Raw genomic sequence first — 20,530 nt, forward strand, 5'->3', positions numbered from 1 at the left:
ATGAAACATTTCGGGTAAAATAAATAGATAAGCGCTTAAAATTTGCATAAGGGTATCACATATGGCTGTAAAGAAAAAACATTGACAAATGAATTTACCAAAGCTATAATTACCTTTGTTGCCTTGAGGTGATATAATATGAAATGGACAATTCCACAACTGCAAAAATTTCGCGACAATGGTTTTAATGTAGATGAGACAGCAGATCTTTCTGAACTGAAAAAGGCAGATCCGCAAATTCGTGATATTTCACCAATTCGTGTATTTGGGAAAGCTGACTTGAGTTCCAATCGAGTTACTTTTCATTTGAAAATATCTGGTACATTGACATTACCATGTTCAAGAACCTTAGTTGATGTCCCATTCCCAATCGATGTTCAAACAACAGAGACATACCTTTTTAATCAATATGAAGGTATGGAGACTGAGGATGGAGAATATCATGTGGCTGAGGGTGATGTAGTGGATCTTACGCCGGTAATCAAAGAAATAATTCTCACGGAGATTCCATTGCAGGTATTCTGTGATACGGATCATCCTGTAGGTGCTGCTCCGCTAGCTGGAGATGACTGGGAATTAATCTTAGAGGACCAACAAGTTAAAAAAGTTGACCCAAGACTGGCAAAGTTGGCCCATTTTTTTGACAACAATGATGATAACAGTGAAAAATGAAAGACTACATAAGTCTTCCATAGAACCATCGTTTTTTAAGGAGGTGTAAAACATGGCTGTACCTTTCAGAAGAACTTCGAAAACTAGAAAGAGATTGCGTCGTACGCATTTCAAACTTCAAGTCCCTGGTATGGTTGAATGCCCAAACTGCGGTGAAATGAAATTATCTCACCGTATCTGTAAAGCATGTGGAACATACAAAGGAAAAGAAGTTGTAAATAAATAATCAACTCGAGAGAACACAGGGAAACCTGTGTTCTTTTTTGTTTTTAAGGGGGATTCACGGTGAAAGAAGTGATTGTGGAGAAAAAAGAAGGATATTTGCTTGTTACGCTAAACCGGCCGCATGTTAGGAACGCCATAAATTTTGAGGTTATGGATTTATTGGAAGAGTCCATCGAACAAGTGAAAACGGATGGAAATTGTAAGGCCATGGTGATCACAGGAACTGGTAATGTTTTTTGTTCGGGTGGTGATTTAAAAGTCTTTCATCTTCTTGATAATCAAAAAGATGCTTACCAAATGTTATCGCGTATGGGAGAAATTTTATATAAAATAGCTACTTTGCCGAAGCCTGTTTTTGCTTTTTTAAATGGACCGGCTGTCGGCGGTGGATTGGAACTGGCTACAGCATGTGATTTTCGATATGTAAAAAAAGGATCTTTTATGGGCTTTATTCAAATTCAGCAGGGAATTACCACCGGTTGGGGCGGTGGAGCTCTTTTACTTGAGAGGGTGGCAGAATCCAAGGGACTGGAATGGCTGATGTCGGGGAGAAAATTTACTGAAGAAGAGGCAAGCTTGTATGGATTTGCAAATGGCGTTGTGTCAAATATAGATGAGAAAACCATAGTAGGGATTATTGAGCCTATTATTAAAAATGATATTAATGCGTTGATGGCGTATAAAAGTATGACTATCCGCAAAAAGAAAGCATCTGATTTGTATAAACGGATGCAAGAAGAGATTAAACGATGTTCAGAGTTATGGGTATTACCATTCCATATGGAGACTGTGGAACGATTTCAGAAAAAGTCTCAATAAGAAGCGATTATCATGTTAATAGAATCTTGTTTATTCTATCTTTCCTACTAGACGCATATGATTGAATATTATGAATGCTTATTGGGGGGAAGAGTGGATGACAGGTTCAAGGCAGGATGGATGGTCGCAGGATGAGGATGTCTATTTGGCGGAGGTGGTATTACGCCATATCCGTGAGGGAAGCACACAATTAAAAGCATTTGAAGAGGTTGGTAAAGGGTTGTCGAGAACTCCGGCTGCATGTGGCTTTAGATGGAATTCTTATGTCCGTAAGCAATATTCGGAAGGGATAGAGCTGGCTAAAAAAGTACGTAAAGATCTTAAAAAATCGCTAGGGACTGCGGAATTGGAGGTGGAGCAGCCGCAGCGTGAGGAACAAAAAATCTCGGTCGGAATAGTCGGGGATGCTGAGCTCAATCTTTCTCTAGATACGGTTATTGCCTATTTAACCAACTTAAAGAGTAGGTTGGAAGAACGATCATTCCGCTCGCCTGAAGAATTACTGCTGGAATACTCAGAGTTAAAAAAGCACGCAGATTATTTAGTTCAAGAGAGAGATACAGTAGAAATACGATTTAAGCAGATGGAGAAGGATTACCGTGGATTGCTTGATTTACTGAATCGGGCACGTCAATTATCGGAGGAAAAATGATGATTGCTACAGGAGCATGCCTTTTTAAAAGGTGTGCTTCTATTAATGTTTGATGAAAAGAAAAAGCTTTCTCGCTGGAAAGCTTAAAGTCAATCTATTTATCATTATTAGGCTGCCAAATCAGTGGGTTCTCTCCTAAATCTCTTTCCATATCATACTCTACAGGTTCGAAGCCTTGTTTTTCCCAAAAATTACGTGAATGGACTCTTGGGTTTGTTTTGATTGGTAGGCCAAGATCTTTGGAGAATTGGACGAGCATGGAGCCGTATCCCTTTTTTTGATAATCCGGTAAAACTTCAAGCTTCCATATTTCGTAGTAATCCTGTGGAGGGTCAAAATATTTATCAAACCTGGCATCGATTTTATAAAGACTCATCCTGGCAACTAATTTATCCCCAAAATAGATGCCGTAAAAAGGTGATTCGCTATTATCTTCAATAAGATTTGCCTGCAGATCTTCAAGCATGGATAATTCTTGCAAACCATATTCCTTAAATTTCTTGAATTCTTCAAGCGTGCGGTAGTTAACGCGTAATTTTTCAACCTTTACACTCACTTCATAGCCCCCTTAAATGTATGTGAAAAGTTTATACTTATATTTCCATTATAGCTAAATATATAGAAAAATCATAATTTTTAGTCGTCAGGACGGCTACTGAAACACTTGTTGAATGAGGATCGGCCGAATAAGTGTGAATAAGTGTGAAATTCAGCCGAATAAGTAGGTAATCTGGCCAATCGACAAAGAAATAGAGCGGAGTTCATGATTAATCCAGCCACAAGAATGAAGTGGTTGATAAGCGATGGGTAATCCAGCCGTATAAGTTATGCTATTCCTCCAAACTACAAGGAAATAGAGCGGAAGCCATCGATAATTCAGCTAAATGACGATTGACTCAAAACAGGATGAGTTATCTTTTCATCATACATAGCAAATGTTACAATTATTGCAAAAGATCACTTGGAGGAGAACATGAGGATTGGGATAATAGGAGGAGGGGCAATTGGATTATTGGCAGCTTCCAAGCTGAGTGATAACCATCAAATTACGCTATTCACGCACACATCATTACAAGCGGACGAAATCAATAAAAAAGGAATCACCCTGATTGACATGCAGGGTGAGCATAATTATAAAAATATTAATGCGGTATGTATTGATGATTCGGAACATTTAATTCAAAGACAAGAAATCATCATTCTAAGCGTAAAGCAGACCGCTCTCATAGAACTATGGTCTCTACTAGAAGAGAATGCATCTGCAGTTGTCTTTTTACAAAACGGTATGAGCCATTTCGCTCATTTACCTGAATTGTTGGTTTCCACAATCTATACTGGGATTGTTGAGCATGGTGCCATTCGGGAAAATAATCATACGGTTCACCATACAGGAATTGGAATGATAAAAATGGGCTTATATAGAGGAAGGAAGCTGCCGGGTATGGAATATTTGGATACGGATGGTTTTCCGGTGCAATTGCTCCCTGATATCAAATCAATTCATACTGAAAAATTGATTATTAATTCTGTTATAAACCCGTTGACCAGTATACTAGGGGTTCGCAACGGAGAATTAATAAAAAATACATATTACATTAAGCTGGTGGAATCCATCTGTCAGGAGGTTTGTCATTCGTTATTAATTCCGGAGGCTGAGCATCAGATTTATTTGGAGAGAATTATTACAATATGTGGTCGAACAGCCAAGAATACCTCTTCTATGTTAAGGGATCTTCAGTTGGATAAAAAGACTGAAATAGAGGCAATCCTTGGATATTGTATTCGCGAAGCAGATAAGAATGATATCCCAGCACCTCAATGTAAAATGCTGTTTAATATGGTGCGTGGTATGGAAGAAAGTGAGGAGATGTGAGTGGACAGCTTATTAGCAGGCCTTATCGCTATTTGCGTAATCATGCCAATTATTGTTTATTTGACCGTATATACAATTTCCCGACAGATGCTTAAAAATAACAAAAAGGCAGTCAGGCTTTCTGCCGACGCTACGACGGTTTTTTTGATTATGGCAGTTCATTATGCAATCATCGCTCTTTTTGAACATTCATACTTATGGATTATTTTAATTGTCTTGATTATAATCGCTTCCGCTGTGTTGTTTATGCATTACAAAGTAAGGGAAGAGGTTGACTTGAAAAGAGTTTTCACTGGTTTTTGGAGAGCTTCATTCCTGTTATTCTCTGCCGCCTATTTTTTATTGGCCGCAATTGGGATTCTTGAGAGAATAGTAAAAGTATTTACATAGGCGAGTAGCAATACCTTTTAAAGCTTTCAAAGGGAATGATATACTGTTATATGAATTTGTTCAAAAGGAGACAACCATTGATGATGGAATACATAAAAATGAATCTTCCAGCTATGAATAGTTTTGCATCTGACTATATCAAGGGAAGTATAAATAAATCTTTTGCAGAGTATGATTGGAAGAATGAGAAGCATATTCAAGATCGGGCGGATTGGCTTGATGGTCGAACTTATCCACGAGATGAAATGGCAACCTATATTGAATCCTTCATGAGTAAATATGGAATATCAGAGCAAGTAAAGGAAAATATCGATGCCTTGCGTGAGGATGCTTTAGTAATCGTTGGAGGCCAGCAAGCAGGGTTATTGACTGGACCGCTGTATTCTATTCATAAAGTTATCTCGATTATAAAATTGGCAAAGGAACAAAGTGAAAGATTAAATAAAAGGGTAGTCCCAATCTTCTGGATTGCTGGTGAGGATCATGATTACCAAGAGATTAATCATGTTTACGCTGAAGAGGGGCATGAAACTAAAAAAATCGTGTACCCGGAAAAACCTTTATCGAAAAAAATGATATCTGATATTAATATGAATCCGGATATAGCGAAAGATTGGCTGCAGGATGTATTTTCCTTATGGGGAGAGACAGAGCGTACGAACGAATTGCTGGATTGGGCGGAAAAAGCAATTGATCAATCCGAAACCATCACCGATTTTTTCGCTATTCTTATAAATGATCTCTTTAAAATGCATGGTCTCTTAATGGTGGATTCAGGCGACCCAGGCTTTAGGAAGCTGGCTGGGCCTGTCTATCAGCAAATTGCTTATGAAGCAGGAATTAGCAAAGCCGTAATTGAACAGCAAAATCTTTTGAAAAAAAACGGATATAATCCGATTATTGATCTTGATGAACAATGTACGAACTTATTTTACTACGAGCCTTCAACTCTTAACCGGCTGCTGTTGGAACGTGAAGAAGGTTCAAGTGACTTAATTGGGAAGGGAAGCGGAATTAAATTATCCCAAATAGAGCTGGATCGTTTACTATCTAAACATCCAGAGTATTTCAGTACAAATGTTGTATCTCGTCCACTTTTACAGGAAAAACTGTTTCCTGTCTTAGGATTTATAGCTGGACCCGGCGAGATTGCCTATTGGAGTGAAATTAAACCTGCGTTTGCCATGACTGGAGAAAAGATGCCACCGATATGGCCTCGACTTTCCTTTACGTTATTGGAAGGAAATATTGAAAGATTATTAGAGGAACTTAATCTTCCCTTGGAAAAAGTTTTGAGAAAAGGTTGTTCAGAGGATAGGGAGTTCTATCTGGAAGAATTGCGTAAACAGGCTCCGGATACATATAGCAGTATAATTAAAAATCTGGAATCTGCTCATCTTACGTGGCAACAAAAAGCGGTTGAATTCGATAAAGGATTGGAACCTCTTTTCGAAAAAAATCGCCACTTGATTAAAGAACAGCTCCTTTTTATGCAGAAAAAGGTGGAGAGCCATTTAGAGAGAAAAAATGAAGAAACGATTGCAAAATACAATCGTGTCGAAAATAGTCTCCATCCGGCAGGCGGCCTGCAGGAAAGAATTCTCAATCCGTTTTACTTTTTCAATCAATATGGGACATTATGGGTCGATTGCCTCTTGGCGGAATCGCTCGAATTTGATGGGTCGCATTATGTCGTAACCATATAAAGATGCTGTAAGAACTTAAGTGGAGATTTGCTTCGTTTGACAATAAATAAAGAGTGAATTATGGAAGCTTTTGTCCAAATAGAACATAAAAAAACAGATAATAATATCTAGAAAAAACTGTCTTAGAAAGGCAGTTTTTTTTGTTTTTCTAGGCTTGGCTGAAATCAATGAATCATAGTCTGAAATTTTATTCAAATATTAAAGTTTTTTTATATAAATTGTGGAGAAAAGTGGGGCGATGTGGTACTCTAAGGTGGAGAAGTGGGGTGAAGGACATGTTCATGGGTGAATACCATCATTCAATTGATTCAAAAGGACGCATAATCATACCTTCTAAATTTCGGGAAAGTTTAGGCGATATGTTTGTAATTACACGCGGCCTTGATCAATGCCTGTTTGGATATCCACTGGATGAATGGTCTCAACTTGAAGAAAAACTAAAAGGCCTTCCACTTACGAAGAAGGATGCAAGAGCATTTACCCGTTTCTTTTTTTCAGGTGCGACTGAATGTGAACTGGATAAACAGGGACGTGTGAACATCCCGGGACCACTTTTAAACTATGGAAAATTGGAAAAAGAATGCGTAGTTTTAGGAGTATCTAACCGGATAGAAATATGGAGTAAATCAATATGGGAAGAATATTTCTCGGAATCAGAAGAATCTTTCTCAGAGATTGCTGAAAATATGATTGGTTTTGATATTTAATGCGCATACTTCCTTTCAGGAAGGTGAAGAAATGTTTAATCATACGACTGTACTATTAAAAGAAGCTGTGGATGGACTGAATATAAAACCTGACGGTATCTATGTTGATTGTACCCTTGGGGGCGCAGGACACAGTGAATTAATTGCGAAGTCTTTATCCGGACAAGGAAGATTAATATCGTTTGACCAGGATGAGACTGCATTAAAGCATGCAGAGAAGAAGCTAGAGCCTTATATGGACAAGGTAACATTAATTAATAGTAATTTTGTTTATTTTGATGAAAAACTCACTGAATTAGGTATTACAAAGATAGACGGTATTCTATACGATCTGGGTGTTTCATCTCCTCAATTTGATACCCCGGAAAGAGGATTCAGCTATAACCATGACGCATTACTTGATATGCGAATGGATCTATCATCTCCTTTAACAGCTTATGATGTAGTGAATAGCTGGACATACGAAGAGTTGGTCCGGATTTTCTTTAGGTACGGTGAGGAAAAGTTTTCGAAACAAATTGCCCGCAAAATCGAACAAGCCAGAGAGATTGGGCCAATTCGTACAACCTTTGATTTGGTAGATATTATTAAGGAAGCTATCCCTGCTCCAGCAAGGCGAAAAGGCGGACATCCCGCTAAGCGAATCTTTCAAGCCATACGAATAGCCGTGAATGATGAACTGAGAGTTTTTGAAGTATCTTTAGAAAAAGTGCTTCCTATGCTCAATAAAGGCGGCAGAATTTCAGTGATTACGTTCCATTCGTTGGAAGATCGGATTTGCAAAAGCTTCTTTAAAGAACATTCGGAATTACCGCCAATGCCACATGGATTGCCGATTATTCCAAAAGAATTCGAGCCGGATTTAAAGTTGATAACCAGAAAACCGATTTTACCGAGTGAAGAAGAAGTGGAAGCGAATAAAAGAGCGCGTTCAGCTAAATTAAGAATAGCAGAAAAGAAATGAATAGATTATGAAAAATTATTTAATGGGAGGGGATAAACTTGAGTAGTTTAGCAAGAAAACTTCAGCAAGAACAGCAACGTCATGTAGGAACAACAACAAAGAAGGTTAAAGTAAAAGGCGGCATTACGATTGGTGAGAAGATTCTATATTTAACGTTCTCATTGTTTATCGCTTTCTTTGCTGTAAAAATCATTTCCGCACAAGCGAATATATACTCAACGAATAATGAAATTATTGCTCTTGAAAGCAAGATAGAGAATCAGGAAAAGCTTAATAAAGATTATGCAGATCAAGTGGCGGAGTTAAGTACATATGACCGAATCTGGCAAAAAGCAAAAGAATTGGGATTAACACTAAAAGATAAAAATGTTAAGGTAGTGCAAGATTAATGAGTAATCGAAAAAGCCGCAATAGGGGAGCAGCACTCTTATTTGTAATATTTGGGCTGCTTTTTTGTGTAGTATTTTTTCGCTTTTTGTATATTCAGTATACTGGTGTTGCCGGTGGACAGGAGCTTGCTGCTAAAGCGCAGGATAAGTATGAAGTCACCCGTACCTTGTCGGCACAAAGAGGAACGATTGTTGACAAAAATGGTGAGGTGCTGGCAAGGGATACGTCAACCTATAAGCTAATTGCCCTCCTTAATTCATCTGTAACTGAAAATCCGAAAAAGCCAAAACATGTTGTAGATAAGGAAGAAACAGCAAGAGTATTGGCTGAGCACATTGATATGGATGAAAGCGAAATATTAAGTCGTTTGAACAAAAAAGGACTTTATCAAACTGAATTTGGTGCTGCTGGACGTGATTTAACCCATCAACAAAAAAATGATATCGAAGGATTAAATTTACCAGGTATTACGTTTGTAAAGGATACGAAGAGATTTTATCCGAATGGAATCTTCTCCTCACATGTAATAGGGTTTGTTGAGAATAATGAAGAAACAGGGAAAACAACTGGAGCGTTAGGGCTAGAAAAAGAATTGGATAAGTATTTACAGGAAGAGGATGGATCTATCAAGTTTGAGGGTGACCTATGGCGAAATATTCTTCCTAATAAAGAGACGGTAGTGAACGAACCTTCGAATGGAGCTTCTGTTCAGCTGACGCTCGATAAAAAAATTCAAATCTTTTTAGAAGACGCAATGTCGGAAGTCAATAAGAAATATAACCCAACTAAAATGATTGGTGTCGTAGCAGATCCAAAGACAGGGAAAATATTGGCTATGTCACAGCGCCCTACTTTTGATTTAAACACAAGGGATGGACTTGCAGATACCTGGCAGAATCTAGCGGTTGAAGAATCTTTTGAGCCAGGTTCTACCATGAAGATTTTTACGTTGGCTGCTGCTGTTGAAGAAGGAGTATTTAATCCTAATGAAAAATATAAATCAGGCATGTTTAAGATTAAAGGTTCTAGACCGATAAGAGACCATAATGGTGGAGCAGGGTGGGGGACGATTAGCTATCTAGAAGGGGTTCAACGTTCTTCAAATGTTGCTTTTGCTAAATTGGCTGATGAAAAAATCGGAACTGAAAAACTTTTAACATACTTTGAAAGCTTTGGTTTTGGTAAAAAAACAGGTATTGATCTCCCGAGTGAAACGACCGGTAAATTTGTTTATAAATATAAATCTGAACAAATCACGACTGCCTTTGGGCAGGGTTCAACTGTTACACCGATCCAAATGATTCAGGCAGCAACTGCCGTCGCAAATGACGGAAAAATGATGAAGCCCTATGTAGTTGAAAAAATTGTGGACTCCAACACGAAAAAAGTATTGAAGGAAACGAAACCTACTGTAGCAGGCAAACCGATTTCCAAGGAAACGGCAGCTGAGGTGCGTGATATATTGGAAACGGTCGTAACCTCTAAACATGGAACCGGTAAGCCATATAAATTGGATGGCTATGATGTTATAGGTAAAACGGGAACGGCTCAGATTCGCAGTCAAACTGGCGCGGGTTACGCTACTGGTCATGAAAATTATTTATTTTCTTTCTTAGGAATGGCACCGAAGGATAATCCTGAGGTTGTAGTATATGTGGCTATTCAACAGCCGAAAATCAGCGCTAGTGAGTCTGGTTCAGCCCCAGTTTCCCAAGTATTTAACTCAGTAATGGAAAATACATTAAAGTACCTAAATATTAAATCAGATAATACAAAGAAAAAATCCACTAGTGAAGTTCCTGAATTAAAAGAAACGAATGTTGAGACTGCTAAGGCGAAGGTTGAAGAGCTTGGCCTGACACCTATTGTTATAGGGAAAGGGATGAGTGTTTCTAAACAATCGCCGAGTGCAGGATCTCAGATTATTCAAGGAGAGAAGGTTCTTCTTCTGACCGATGGCGACTTAACAGTACCTAATTTTTCAGGATGGTCAATTAGGGATGTTATGAAGGCGGCTTCCTTAATGGAGGTGGAGTTAAATACTTCAGGCTCCGGGTATGCTGTTACTCAAAAACCAAAAGCAGGAACAAAATTGAAGGATGATACTTTCCTAGTTGTTCAATTTGAGAATCCTAAAACCATATATGAAAAATCAAAAGAGAATAGTTCAAAAACCAAGGAAGAGGATGTAGAATCCGATTAGATTTATTTCAGAGCCTGATAGCTTTTAAAGCTATCAGGCTCTTTTTTTCTTTTCATAATGTGCATACATAAACCAAAGGGTACAAGCATACAGTGAAAAAGAGTCGTGCATTGGAGGGATGGGCATGAGAGCATCAAATATTACTGTCAGAAAACGATTAATCGCAGCATTGTTGATCGGATTGTTCGTATTTCTGGTAATCATCATCAGACTAGGATATGTTCAGTTTTATTTAGGAGATTTTTTGACGGGCTTAGCTAAAGATTCGTGGAGCAGAAATGTTCCATTTGAGCCAAAACGGGGAGAGATCAAGGACCGTAATGGAGTGGTTTATGCTACTAATAAATCCGCCCCTACTGTTTATATTGTCCCTCGCCAGGTGGTGAATCCAGCGGATACAGCTAAACAAATAGCCTCAGTACTGAATATGAGGACGGATAAAGCTTTTAAACTCATAACCTCAAATACGTCTATCGTAAAGATACCTGAAGGCCGAAAAATCAGCCACAATAAAGCAAAAGAAATTAGAAACTTAGATTTAAAAGGAGTCTATATTGCTGAGGACTCAATTCGTTATTATCCTAAAGGATCTACACTGGCACATGTTCTTGGATTTGCGGGTATCGATAATCAAGGATTGATGGGCCTTGAATTGGCCTATGATGATGAGCTGAAGGGACAAAAAGGGTATGTTAAGTTTTATGCTGATGCAAAAGGAAAACGGATGGAGAATATGGCTGATGACTATAAAGCTCCAGCAAATGGGTATGATTTAAAGCTAACAGTTGACAGCAGAATTCAAACGATTATTGATAGAGAACTGGAAATTGCCGAAGAAACATATAACCCCGATGGTATTGTTGCTATTGCCGTTAATCCTAATACAGGAGAAATACTGGCAATGTCGAGCAGGCCTACATTTGATCCGTCGAATTTTAGAAATGTGGCACCTGAGGTTTATAATCGGAACTTACCTGTATGGAGTACCTATGAGCCAGGTTCTACATTTAAGATTATTACGTTGGCCGCAGCGCTTGAAGAAGGAAAAGTGGATTTGAAAAATGATCATTTTTATGATCCAGGCTATACAAAGGTAGGCGGAGCTAGTTTAAGATGCTGGAAACGGGGGGGACATGGATCTGAAACATTCCTTGAGGTAGTACAGAACTCCTGTAACCCTGGGTTCGTTGAGCTTGGTCAAAGACTCGGAAAAGAAAAATTATTTAATTATATTCATGACTTTGGATTTGGAGAAAAAACGGGTATTGATTTACAGGGAGAGGGGAAAGGGATTTTATTTAATATAAATCGAGTTGGCCCGGTTGAACAGGCAACAACTGCTTTTGGCCAAGGAGTCTCAGTTACACCAATCCAACAGGTGATGGCTGTGTCGGCGGCGATTAACGGCGGAACACTTTATACCCCCTATATCGCAAAAGAAATTGTAAATCCTGTCACAGGTGATACCATCATTAAGAAAACTCCAAAGGCGAAAAGGAATGTTATCTCAAAGGAAACTTCAAAGGAAATTCGTGAAGCTCTTGAAACAGTAGTGGCACAAGGTTCAGGGAAAGGTGCATTTGTTGATGGTTATCGAGTTGGCGGGAAAACCGGTACAGCTCAGAAGGCTCAAAACGGCAGATACCTAGAAAATAATTTCATTGTCTCATTTATCGGGTTTGCACCAGCTGATGATCCGCAATTGGTTGTCTATTTAGCGATTGATAATCCAAAAGGAACGGTTCAATTTGGAGGGGTCGTAGCAGCTCCTATTGTTGGAAGGATCATGAAGGATAGTTTGCCAGCACTTGGTATTGAGCAGCGTAAAAATCAAGTAGAGAAAGAAAAAAACTATTTAGATCCGAGAATGGAAGAAGTTCCTGATTTGATTGGAATGACACTAAAGGATTTGGGTGAGCAATATTCTACCTTCAAAGTAGAAAAGTCTGGGGGCGGAAATCGGATTGTGCAGCAATCACCGCAAGCAGGTGTCAAATTGAAAGAGGGTTCTTCCATCCGAATATATCTGGAAGAGGATGATACAGAGGAATAATAGGTTATAAAAGTGGTGCTGCTTTCAGGATATTTCTGCATAGAATAACAAATTGGCAGCTGATAAAAGTTCTTTTCAGCTGCCTCTTCGTAATCTGAAAAAAGTGTAAGCGGTTATTCTTTTACCTGACTAGAAGATTATATACTTTATTATTTCTAAACGGCTTAAATTACGATACAATAGTGAAGATTGCTTTAAAAAGAAAGGAACAGTTTTATGAAACTCGATGAATTAATCTCTAGAATACCGTTTAAACAGAAACAGGGAGATGGCAACCCTCTTATTTCATCCATTGAGAATGACCACCGCAAGGTAAAGGAAGGCAGCTTGTTTATCTGTATTAAGGGATATACTGTCGACGGCCATGATCTTGCAGAAGAGGCGGTTAGAAATGGAGCAGTCGCTATTGTTGCAGAGAAGCCTCTATCACTCTCTGTACCTGTCGTAATTGTTAAAAGCACACAAAAGTTAATGGCTTTACTGGCTGATTTCTTTTATGGCCACCCTACACAAAAGCTTAATCTAATCGGAATTACCGGAACAAATGGAAAAACAACAATTAGTCATCTGGTAGAAAGAATATTTCAGGATGCAAACTATACAACAGGTTTAATCGGAACCATGTATACGAAGATTGGATCTGAAAAGTTCGAAACAAAAAATACAACACCTGATAGCCTAACCTTACAAAAAACATTTGCAGATATGGTGAACAATCGTGTACATACTGCAGTTATGGAAGTATCTTCGCATGCACTCGATATGGGGCGTGTATTTGGCTGTGATTACGATATTGCTGTTTTTTCAAACTTAACACAGGACCATCTTGATTATCATGGAACAATGGATAATTACCGTTATGCAAAAAGCTTATTATTCTCACGTTTAGGAAATACTTATCAGGATAATAAGCCGAAGTATGCCATTTTAAACGCTGATGATTCAGCATCCATCATGTTTGAAAAATCAACTTCTGCTAGTGTGGTAACATATGGAATTATTCAAAAAGCAGATGTTAGGGCAACTGATATTATTATTACTTCAGAAGGAACAAAATTTACTTTGACAACGCCAGACCATAGCTGTCCAATAACAATCCCGATGATTGGAAAATTCAACGTATACAATTGTCTGGCTGCCATTGCTGTTGGACTTGTTTCAGGTCTTCATATCAATCAGATCTTATCGTCTTTACAGAATATTAAAGGAGTGACGGGGCGTTTTGAGCCGGTCTTCGGAGGACAGGAATTTACAGTTATAGTAGATTATGCACATACACCTGATAGCTTGGAAAATGTTCTGAAGACAATCAATGAGTTTGCTTCTAAAAAAGTATATACGATCGTTGGCTGCGGTGGTGATCGTGATCGTACAAAACGTCCAATTATGGCTCGGGTAGCATGTGAATATAGTTCAAATGCCATATTCACATCTGATAATCCGAGGAGTGAAGATGCTTTATCCATTCTTTCTGATATGGAAAATGGTGTCGCCGGCTATGATTACAAAGTTATTGCTGATCGTAAGGAAGCAATTTATGATGCCGTGTTCAGTGCTGAACCTGGTGATGTAGTCCTGATTGCCGGAAAAGGTCATGAAAATTATCAAATCATTGGTAAGGAAGTTCTTCATTTTGACGATAAAGAAGTCGCATTAGAAGCAATTGAACAGAAATTAAATTTGAACCGAAGAGACGAAAGGGAGTAGAACCATGCTGGAGCAAGTTTTATTTTTTACTATACTCGTATCATTCTTAATTACGGTTCTTCTCTCCCCTATTTTTATACCGTTCCTAAGACGTTTGAAATTTGGTCAGAGTATTAGAGAAGAAGGACCGAAATCCCATCAGAAAAAAACAGGTACACCTACGATGGGAGGGGTTGTATTCTTACTGTCAATCCTTGTTACAACCCTTGTAATGACTGGTAAATTTAGAGATCCGGGTACTGAAACCTATTTACTGCTATTTGTAACCATCGGTTTTGGTTTACTTGGTTTCCTGGATGATTTTATTAAAATCGTCATGAAGAGAAATCTTGGATTAACATCTAGACAAAAATTGCTTGGGCAAATAGTTATATCTTGTATCTTTTATTTCATTATGAGACAGAGCAATATGTCTACTGAAATTAGTATTCCATTGACTGATTACAGCATTGATTTTGGATGGTTTTACATCTTTATTATTATTTTCTGGTTAGTCGGTTTTTCGAATGCTGTCAATTTAACTGATGGTCTTGATGGGTTGGTATCTGGGGCTTCTGCTATCGCGTTTGGAGCATTTGCTGTATTAGCCTGGGATTTAAAAGAATATGATATTGCTTTATTCTGTGTAGCTGTTGTCGGGGCTGTGTTGGGATTCCTAGTTTTTAACGCTCATCCTGCGAAGGTGTTTATGGGTGATACGGGATCACTTGCCTTAGGTGGAGCTATTGCGACAGTGGCGATATTGCTAAAATTAGAATTACTTCTTGTTATTATTGGCGGTGTTTTTGTTATTGAGACTTTATCCGTTATTATTCAGGTAGCTTCTTTTAAAACGACAGGTAAGCGTGTATTTAAAATGAGTCCATTACACCATCATTATGAATTAAGCGGATGGTCAGAGTGGCGTGTAGTTGTAACGTTTTGGACGGTTGGCTTACTTTTCGCTATTTTAGGAATCTACTTAGAGGTGTGGTTATAATATGAAGCAAATAAATGATTATTTAAGAAAAAAAGTGCTTGTCCTCGGGCTGGCAAAGAGCGGGGTAAGTGCGGCTTCACTTTTGCATAAACTTGGTGCTTTTGTAACTGTAAATGATTTTAAGCCTTTGAATGAAAACCCAGAAGCTCAAGGTTTACTGGAAGAAGGTATTAAGGTCGTTTGCGGTAGCCACCCGATTGAATTATTGGATGAAGGGTTCGAGTTAATCGTAAAAAACCCCGGGATTCCGTATACAAATCCGATGATACAGGAAGCGCTGAAAAAGAATATAGAAATTATTACTGAAGTAGAGCTTGCTTATCGAATATCTGAGGCTCCTTTTATTGGAATAACAGGTACGAATGGAAAAACAACTACGACTACATTGATCTATGAGATGCTTGAACGCGGAGGGAAAAAGCCGCTTATAGCCGGGAATATAGGAACGGTAGCAAGCGGAGTGGCTCAGGAAGCAACGGCGGAGAATGTTATAGTAATTGAATTGTCCTCGTTTCAGTTGATGGGTATTCAAACGTTCAGACCTTATATTTCAGTCTATTTAAATCTATTTGATGCCCATTTGGATTATCATGGGACGAAAGAAGAATATGCATTCGCTAAAGCACAAATAACCAAAAACCAAAAGGATACTGATTTCATAGTGTATAATGCCAGTCAGGCGCCTACCAAAGAGGCGGCAGAGCGTTCAGCTGCTATTTCAGTTCCGTTCAGCACTGAATCCGTGGATGAAACAGGTGCTTACACGAATGACGGATTTATTTGGTTCAGAGATGAAAAGATTATTGCTATAGATGAGGTAGTATTGCCTGGTAAGCATAATCTCGAAAATATTTTGTCCGCTGTTGCTGCTGTTAAATTATATGGTGTAGCTAATGAAGCGATTCAATATGTACTAAAAACATTCAGCGGTGTTAAACATCGTACTCAATTTGTTGCAGAAATAAATGGACGAAAATTTTATAACGATTCCAAAGCAACAAATATTTTGGCTGCGTCAGCCGCTATATCCTCGTTTAAAAGTCCATTAATCCTGTTAGCTGGAGGCTTGGATCGAGGAAATGAATTTGATGAATTAATTCCGCTTCTCACTCATGTTAAGGCAATGATTGTTTTTGGAGAAACAGCTGAAAAATTAACGAAAACTGCACAGGAAGCAGGGATATCTATAATCAAACATGTCGATAATGTAGCTATAGCCGCCAATGAAGCATATAAACTTTCAGAAAGTGGCGATACTATTTTACTTTCACCGGCATGTGCAAGTTGGGATCAATATAAAACTTTTGAAGCCCGGGGAGACATGTTTATGGATGCCGTGCATAAGTTAAAATAGGGAGCTTGTTCAAGAGTCAGTATTTCTCATGAAAGGCACTGCCTAAATGCAATAGAGACGATTTTGAAGTCGTCTCTTTTTGTTAGCATTTATCACGCCCAGGAATACTTCCCTAATTTAAAACAAAGAGGTGCATGGAAGTGCCTGCAAAAAAAACCACTCCTGACTTTATTTTGATCATCGCAATGTTTTCCTTGCTTTCAATAGGGCTAATCATGGTATACAGCGCCAGTGCAATATGGGCTACCTATAAATTTGATGACACCTTTTTCTTTGCAAAGAGACAATTATTATTTGCAGGTGTAGGAATTGTAGCTATGCTGGTTATTATGAATATTGATTATTGGAATTGGAGAAGATGGGCAAAACCTTTAATCATCATTTGTTTTATTTTATTGTTGGTGGTGCTCATCCCGGGAATAGGAACATTAAGAAATGGTTCGAGGAGTTGGATTGGAGTAGGAGCTTTTTCCATTCAGCCTTCTGAATTTATGAAGCTGGCAATGATCGTCTTCCTCGCTAAATTCTTATCTGAAAGACAAAAGTACATAACTTCTTTTAAGAAAGGTTTAGCACCCTCGTTAGGTCTTGTCTTTTTAGCATTTGGGTTAATTATGATGCAGCCTGATCTTGGAACAGGAACTGTAATGGTAGGAACATGTATAGCGATGATTTTTATTGCAGGTGCCAGGATAAGTCACTTCGTCGGTCTTGGAATGCTTGGGGTGGCAGGCTTTGTTGTACTTGTTATATCTGCACCTTACCGGATGAAGAGAATCACATCATTTCTTGACCCTTGGCAGGACCCTCTCGGGAGCGGATTTCAAATCATTCAGTCACTCTATGCTATTGGACCTGGCGGTTTGTTTGGGCTGGGACTGGGCCAAAGCAGACAAAAGTTCTTTTATTTGCCTGAACCGCAAACAGATTTCATCTTTGCGATTCTCTCCGAAGAACTGGGTTTTATAGGTGGTTCACTAGTAATACTCTTATTCTCTCTCCTGTTATGGAGAGGTATCAGAATCGCGCTTGGAGCACCTGATTTATTTGGAGCCTTTTTAGCAGTTGGAATCATCATTATGATTGCCATACAGGTGATGATCAATATTGGTGTTGTGACAGGACTTATGCCAGTTACTGGGATTACATTGCCGTTTTTAAGCTATGGAGGTTCTTCGTTGACCTTGATGTTAATGGCGGTTGGTGTATTGCTCAATATAAGTAGGTATTCTAATTATTAGAGTGAAATGAAGCTGATCCATTTGGCTTCTTTTTTTTACAGATTATCATTATTTAAGTATAATGGGATTTTTAAGTAATATATATAATGAAGAACCTATGTAAACCTGGTTTAGAGTGTAGTAGAATATGGGTAAATCATATAGTTAGAAACAATGTATGTTAAGTGAAAGGTGAATCAATCATGAAAATAGTATTAAGTGGTGGAGGTACGGGAGGACATATATATCCTGCACTGGCCATGGCAAGAGAAATTAAGAAGTTAAATCCGGAGGCATCTTTTTTATATATAGGTACCGAAAAAGGATTAGAAAAAGACCTCGTTAGTCGAGAAGGTCTTGATTTTAAAGCTATTGAGATTACAGGATTTAAACGATCTTTAAGCTTGGAAAATGTTAAAACAATATGGCGCTTCTTAAAAGGTGTTTCAAACAGCAAAAAACTATTAAAAGAGTTTAAGCCGGATGTCGTCATCGGGACCGGTGGATATGTATGTGGACCGGTTGTTTATGCAGCGTCCAAAATGAAGATTCCAACGATTATACATGAACAAAATAGCGTGCCAGGTTTAACAAATAAATTTTTAAGTCGATATGTTAATAAAGTGGCTATAAGCTTTGAAGAGGCTCGGCAATATTTCCCGAAGGAAAAAGTGGTCTTTACTGGAAATCCGAGGGGTTCAGAGGTTGTATCACATATTGGCTCAAATGCAATTCAGCAATTAGGCATTAAGAAAGGCATTCCTTCTGTGCTCATATTTGGAGGAAGCCGTGGAGCAAAAGCAATTAATGAAGCTGTTTTAAAAAATATTGAAGTATTAAAGGATAAACCATACCAAGTGATATATATAACTGGTGACGTTCATTATCAATCAGTAAAAGAAGAGCTTGATTTAGTTGGAACTCCAGATAATGTCATTGTAAAACCATTTATACACAATATGCCGGAAATATTGCCTTCAGTTGATTTGGTTGTATCGCGAGCGGGAGCGACCACTTTGGCTGAATTAACAGCATTGGGAATAGCCAGTATCTTGATTCCAAGTCCTTATGTAACGAATAATCATCAGGAAAAGAATGCACAGGCTTTAGTACAAAAAGGGGCAGCAACCATGATAAAAGAAAGTGAATTGAATGGTAGCACCTTAATTAAAGCGATTGATGAAATAATGCTCGATACAGACAGGATTGAATCTATGAAGAAGTCAGCAAAGCAAATGGGTATACCTGATTCGGCTGAGCGTTTATTAAGCATGATGCAGGATCTGCAGTAAATAAATAGGACGAAATGAAATCAAAGAGGAATAAAAATCTTGTTTCTAAAGATATCAAGCAGGACTTACGGTTAATGACTTATAATTATGTCCTTTTCTATTGTGATTAAAGGACTCATTTAGATAGTTGGTTTTGATGGCCTGCTATGAAAAATGAATACCTCGTCCCTTCCGATTCATGATAATCCAATCGTCCTGTTTTTTTAACCGATGGAATCGGAAGCGGATTTCTTGATTCATTCCTTTAAAAAAGCAGAAAAAAACAAGAGATTATATGTTATAATTTTCTCATAATTGATGTGTTATCTATCAATTTTTGGTAAATGAGTTCTTTGAAATTTAAAAATAAAATCTTCACCCATCGATATAATTTTGCAATAATACCTATATATCATGGTGAGAATATTTTATTATGTATATGTAAAACGACGAGGGTATGCAGATTCTTAGTTGTTGGTTAAATGAGGTGTTTGTATTGGATAAGAATTTGGTATCTCTTGAAGATCGAATTCCTAAATTGAAACAGATGAGAAAAAAGAAAGCAAATAGGCGCCTAATCGGGCTGTTGACGATTTTCTTTTTACTTATATTCAGTATTATCTATTTGCAATCTCCATTAAGTCGAATCCAATCTATACAGGTCGAAGGCAATGCGTATTTGACAGATAAAGAAATCATTGAGCAAAGCGGTTTGGAAGTAGAGGATAATATTTGGGAGATTAAAGGTGACAAAATTGAAACGATGATTAAAAAACATCCTGAGATTGAGGATGTCAAATTAAAAAAAGGATTTCCCAACCATATAACATTGGAAGTCAGTGAATATAAATACACCGCCTATGTACAAAAGGGAAAGGAATATTATCCAATATTATCGAATGGTAAGATATTGGACAAGAAGTTAAGCCATATTCCAGATTCAGGGCCTTTACTTGTTTCATTTAAAGAGGGGAAACCATTGTCAATCGTTATAGGGCAGCTTGAAGAAATGTCCGAGGATGTGATGAACTCAATATCTGAGATTCACCATAATCCATCAAAGACTGATAAAACGAAAGTCACTCTTTACATGAATGACGGTTTTGAAGTAACTGCGAGTGGAGAAACTCTTGCTGAGAAGCTGGTGCATTATGCTGCAATTGTGAGTCAATTGGAGGAAGGCAGCAAAGGGGTTATCGATCTCGAAGTTGGTTCATATTTTCATTCTTATTAGTCAGATTCAAGGAGTGAAAAATGAAGGTAATTCCAAAAATTGTATTTAGGAACATAAAAAGAATCTTTGAACGTAATTTTAAGTCAACTGATATAGAAAATGAATTTTTAG

At 38.0% G+C, this 20,530-nt stretch carries 19 protein-coding genes; 18 read left to right on the plus strand and 1 reads right to left on the minus strand.

All coding sequences use genetic code 11. From position 1 onward, the window contains the following. Window positions 1-138: 138 nt before the first annotated feature. From AC4G3O_RS08700 to AC4G3O_RS08715, 4 genes are all read left to right on the plus strand, one after another. A complete protein-coding gene (locus tag AC4G3O_RS08700) occupies window positions 139-672 on the plus strand; it encodes a YceD family protein (RefSeq protein ID WP_066100738.1) in 534 nt (177 codons plus the stop codon). Between the two features lie 52 nt (window positions 673-724). Then, on the plus strand, window positions 725-898 hold the full coding sequence (gene rpmF, locus AC4G3O_RS08705; RefSeq protein WP_066100735.1) for a 50S ribosomal protein L32: 174 nt from the start codon (window positions 725-727) through the stop codon (window positions 896-898). 59 nt (window positions 899-957) lie between these two features. Then, window positions 958-1,716, plus strand: coding sequence for an enoyl-CoA hydratase/isomerase family protein (locus AC4G3O_RS08710; RefSeq protein WP_066100732.1), 759 nt, complete (start codon window positions 958-960; stop codon window positions 1,714-1,716). A 97-nt stretch (window positions 1,717-1,813) separates the two neighbouring features. After that, complete coding sequence (locus AC4G3O_RS08715) at window positions 1,814-2,368, plus strand: RsfA family transcriptional regulator (RefSeq protein ID WP_066100729.1); 555 nt, start codon at window positions 1,814-1,816, stop codon at window positions 2,366-2,368. Window positions 2,369-2,462: 94 nt separating this feature from the next. Here AC4G3O_RS08715 and AC4G3O_RS08720 read toward each other — a convergent pair whose 3' ends face one another. After that, the gene (locus AC4G3O_RS08720) at window positions 2,463-2,924 is read right to left on the minus strand and encodes an N-acetyltransferase (RefSeq protein WP_066100726.1); all 462 of its coding nucleotides are present in this window, start codon (window positions 2,922-2,924) and stop codon (window positions 2,463-2,465) included. A gap of 417 nt (window positions 2,925-3,341) precedes the next feature. Here AC4G3O_RS08720 and AC4G3O_RS08725 point away from each other — a divergent pair, with 417 nt between their 5' ends. From AC4G3O_RS08725 to AC4G3O_RS08790, 14 genes are all read left to right on the plus strand, one after another. Continuing rightward, window positions 3,342-4,241, plus strand: a complete 900-nt coding sequence (locus AC4G3O_RS08725; protein WP_491136069.1) for a 2-dehydropantoate 2-reductase — start codon at window positions 3,342-3,344, stop codon at window positions 4,239-4,241. Beyond that, on the plus strand, window positions 4,242-4,631 hold the full coding sequence (locus AC4G3O_RS08730; protein WP_077247941.1) for a DUF3397 domain-containing protein: 390 nt from the start codon (window positions 4,242-4,244) through the stop codon (window positions 4,629-4,631). It begins immediately after the preceding gene. Window positions 4,632-4,711: 80 nt separating this feature from the next. Continuing rightward, window positions 4,712-6,337 (plus strand): bacillithiol biosynthesis cysteine-adding enzyme BshC, encoded by a 1,626-nt coding sequence (gene bshC / locus AC4G3O_RS08735; protein ID WP_175354214.1) that lies wholly within the window; start codon window positions 4,712-4,714, stop codon window positions 6,335-6,337. A 275-nt stretch (window positions 6,338-6,612) separates the two neighbouring features. Continuing rightward, on the plus strand, window positions 6,613-7,044 hold the full coding sequence (gene mraZ, locus AC4G3O_RS08740; RefSeq protein WP_066102303.1) for a division/cell wall cluster transcriptional repressor MraZ: 432 nt from the start codon (window positions 6,613-6,615) through the stop codon (window positions 7,042-7,044). A 31-nt stretch (window positions 7,045-7,075) separates the two neighbouring features. Continuing rightward, complete coding sequence (gene rsmH, locus AC4G3O_RS08745; RefSeq protein ID WP_066102300.1) at window positions 7,076-8,008, plus strand: 16S rRNA (cytosine(1402)-N(4))-methyltransferase RsmH; 933 nt, start codon at window positions 7,076-7,078, stop codon at window positions 8,006-8,008. Between the two features lie 38 nt (window positions 8,009-8,046). Next, window positions 8,047-8,397, plus strand: coding sequence for a cell division protein FtsL (gene ftsL, locus AC4G3O_RS08750; protein WP_066100720.1), 351 nt, complete (start codon window positions 8,047-8,049; stop codon window positions 8,395-8,397). Next, complete coding sequence (locus tag AC4G3O_RS08755; RefSeq protein ID WP_139891301.1) at window positions 8,397-10,601, plus strand: penicillin-binding protein; 2,205 nt, start codon at window positions 8,397-8,399, stop codon at window positions 10,599-10,601. Before ftsL ends, AC4G3O_RS08755 begins: the two co-directional genes overlap by 1 nt. A gap of 124 nt (window positions 10,602-10,725) precedes the next feature. Then, on the plus strand, window positions 10,726-12,654 hold the full coding sequence (locus AC4G3O_RS08760) for a stage V sporulation protein D (protein ID WP_491136070.1): 1,929 nt from the start codon (window positions 10,726-10,728) through the stop codon (window positions 12,652-12,654). 216 nt (window positions 12,655-12,870) lie between these two features. Next, a complete protein-coding gene (locus tag AC4G3O_RS08765) occupies window positions 12,871-14,361 on the plus strand; it encodes a UDP-N-acetylmuramoyl-L-alanyl-D-glutamate--2,6-diaminopimelate ligase (RefSeq protein WP_066100709.1) in 1,491 nt (496 codons plus the stop codon). A gap of 4 nt (window positions 14,362-14,365) precedes the next feature. Beyond that, entirely contained in the window at window positions 14,366-15,340 is a 975-nt protein-coding gene (mraY, locus tag AC4G3O_RS08770) for a phospho-N-acetylmuramoyl-pentapeptide-transferase (protein WP_066100706.1), read from the plus strand. Between the two features lies 1 nt (window position 15,341). Next, window positions 15,342-16,694, plus strand: coding sequence for a UDP-N-acetylmuramoyl-L-alanine--D-glutamate ligase (gene murD / locus AC4G3O_RS08775; protein WP_139891299.1), 1,353 nt, complete (start codon window positions 15,342-15,344; stop codon window positions 16,692-16,694). Window positions 16,695-16,834: 140 nt separating this feature from the next. Next, entirely contained in the window at window positions 16,835-17,935 is a 1,101-nt protein-coding gene (gene spoVE / locus AC4G3O_RS08780) for a stage V sporulation protein E (RefSeq protein ID WP_490551846.1), read from the plus strand. 182 nt (window positions 17,936-18,117) lie between these two features. Continuing rightward, window positions 18,118-19,206 (plus strand): undecaprenyldiphospho-muramoylpentapeptide beta-N-acetylglucosaminyltransferase, encoded by a 1,089-nt coding sequence (gene murG, locus AC4G3O_RS08785; protein WP_491136071.1) that lies wholly within the window; start codon window positions 18,118-18,120, stop codon window positions 19,204-19,206. 475 nt (window positions 19,207-19,681) lie between these two features. Next, window positions 19,682-20,419: a cell division protein FtsQ/DivIB gene (locus tag AC4G3O_RS08790; protein ID WP_139891297.1), complete on the plus strand. Its 738-nt coding sequence runs from the start codon at window positions 19,682-19,684 to the stop codon at window positions 20,417-20,419. Window positions 20,420-20,530: the final 111 nt, after the last annotated feature.

This window comes from Bacillus sp. z14 (2026), assembly GCF_058313575.1.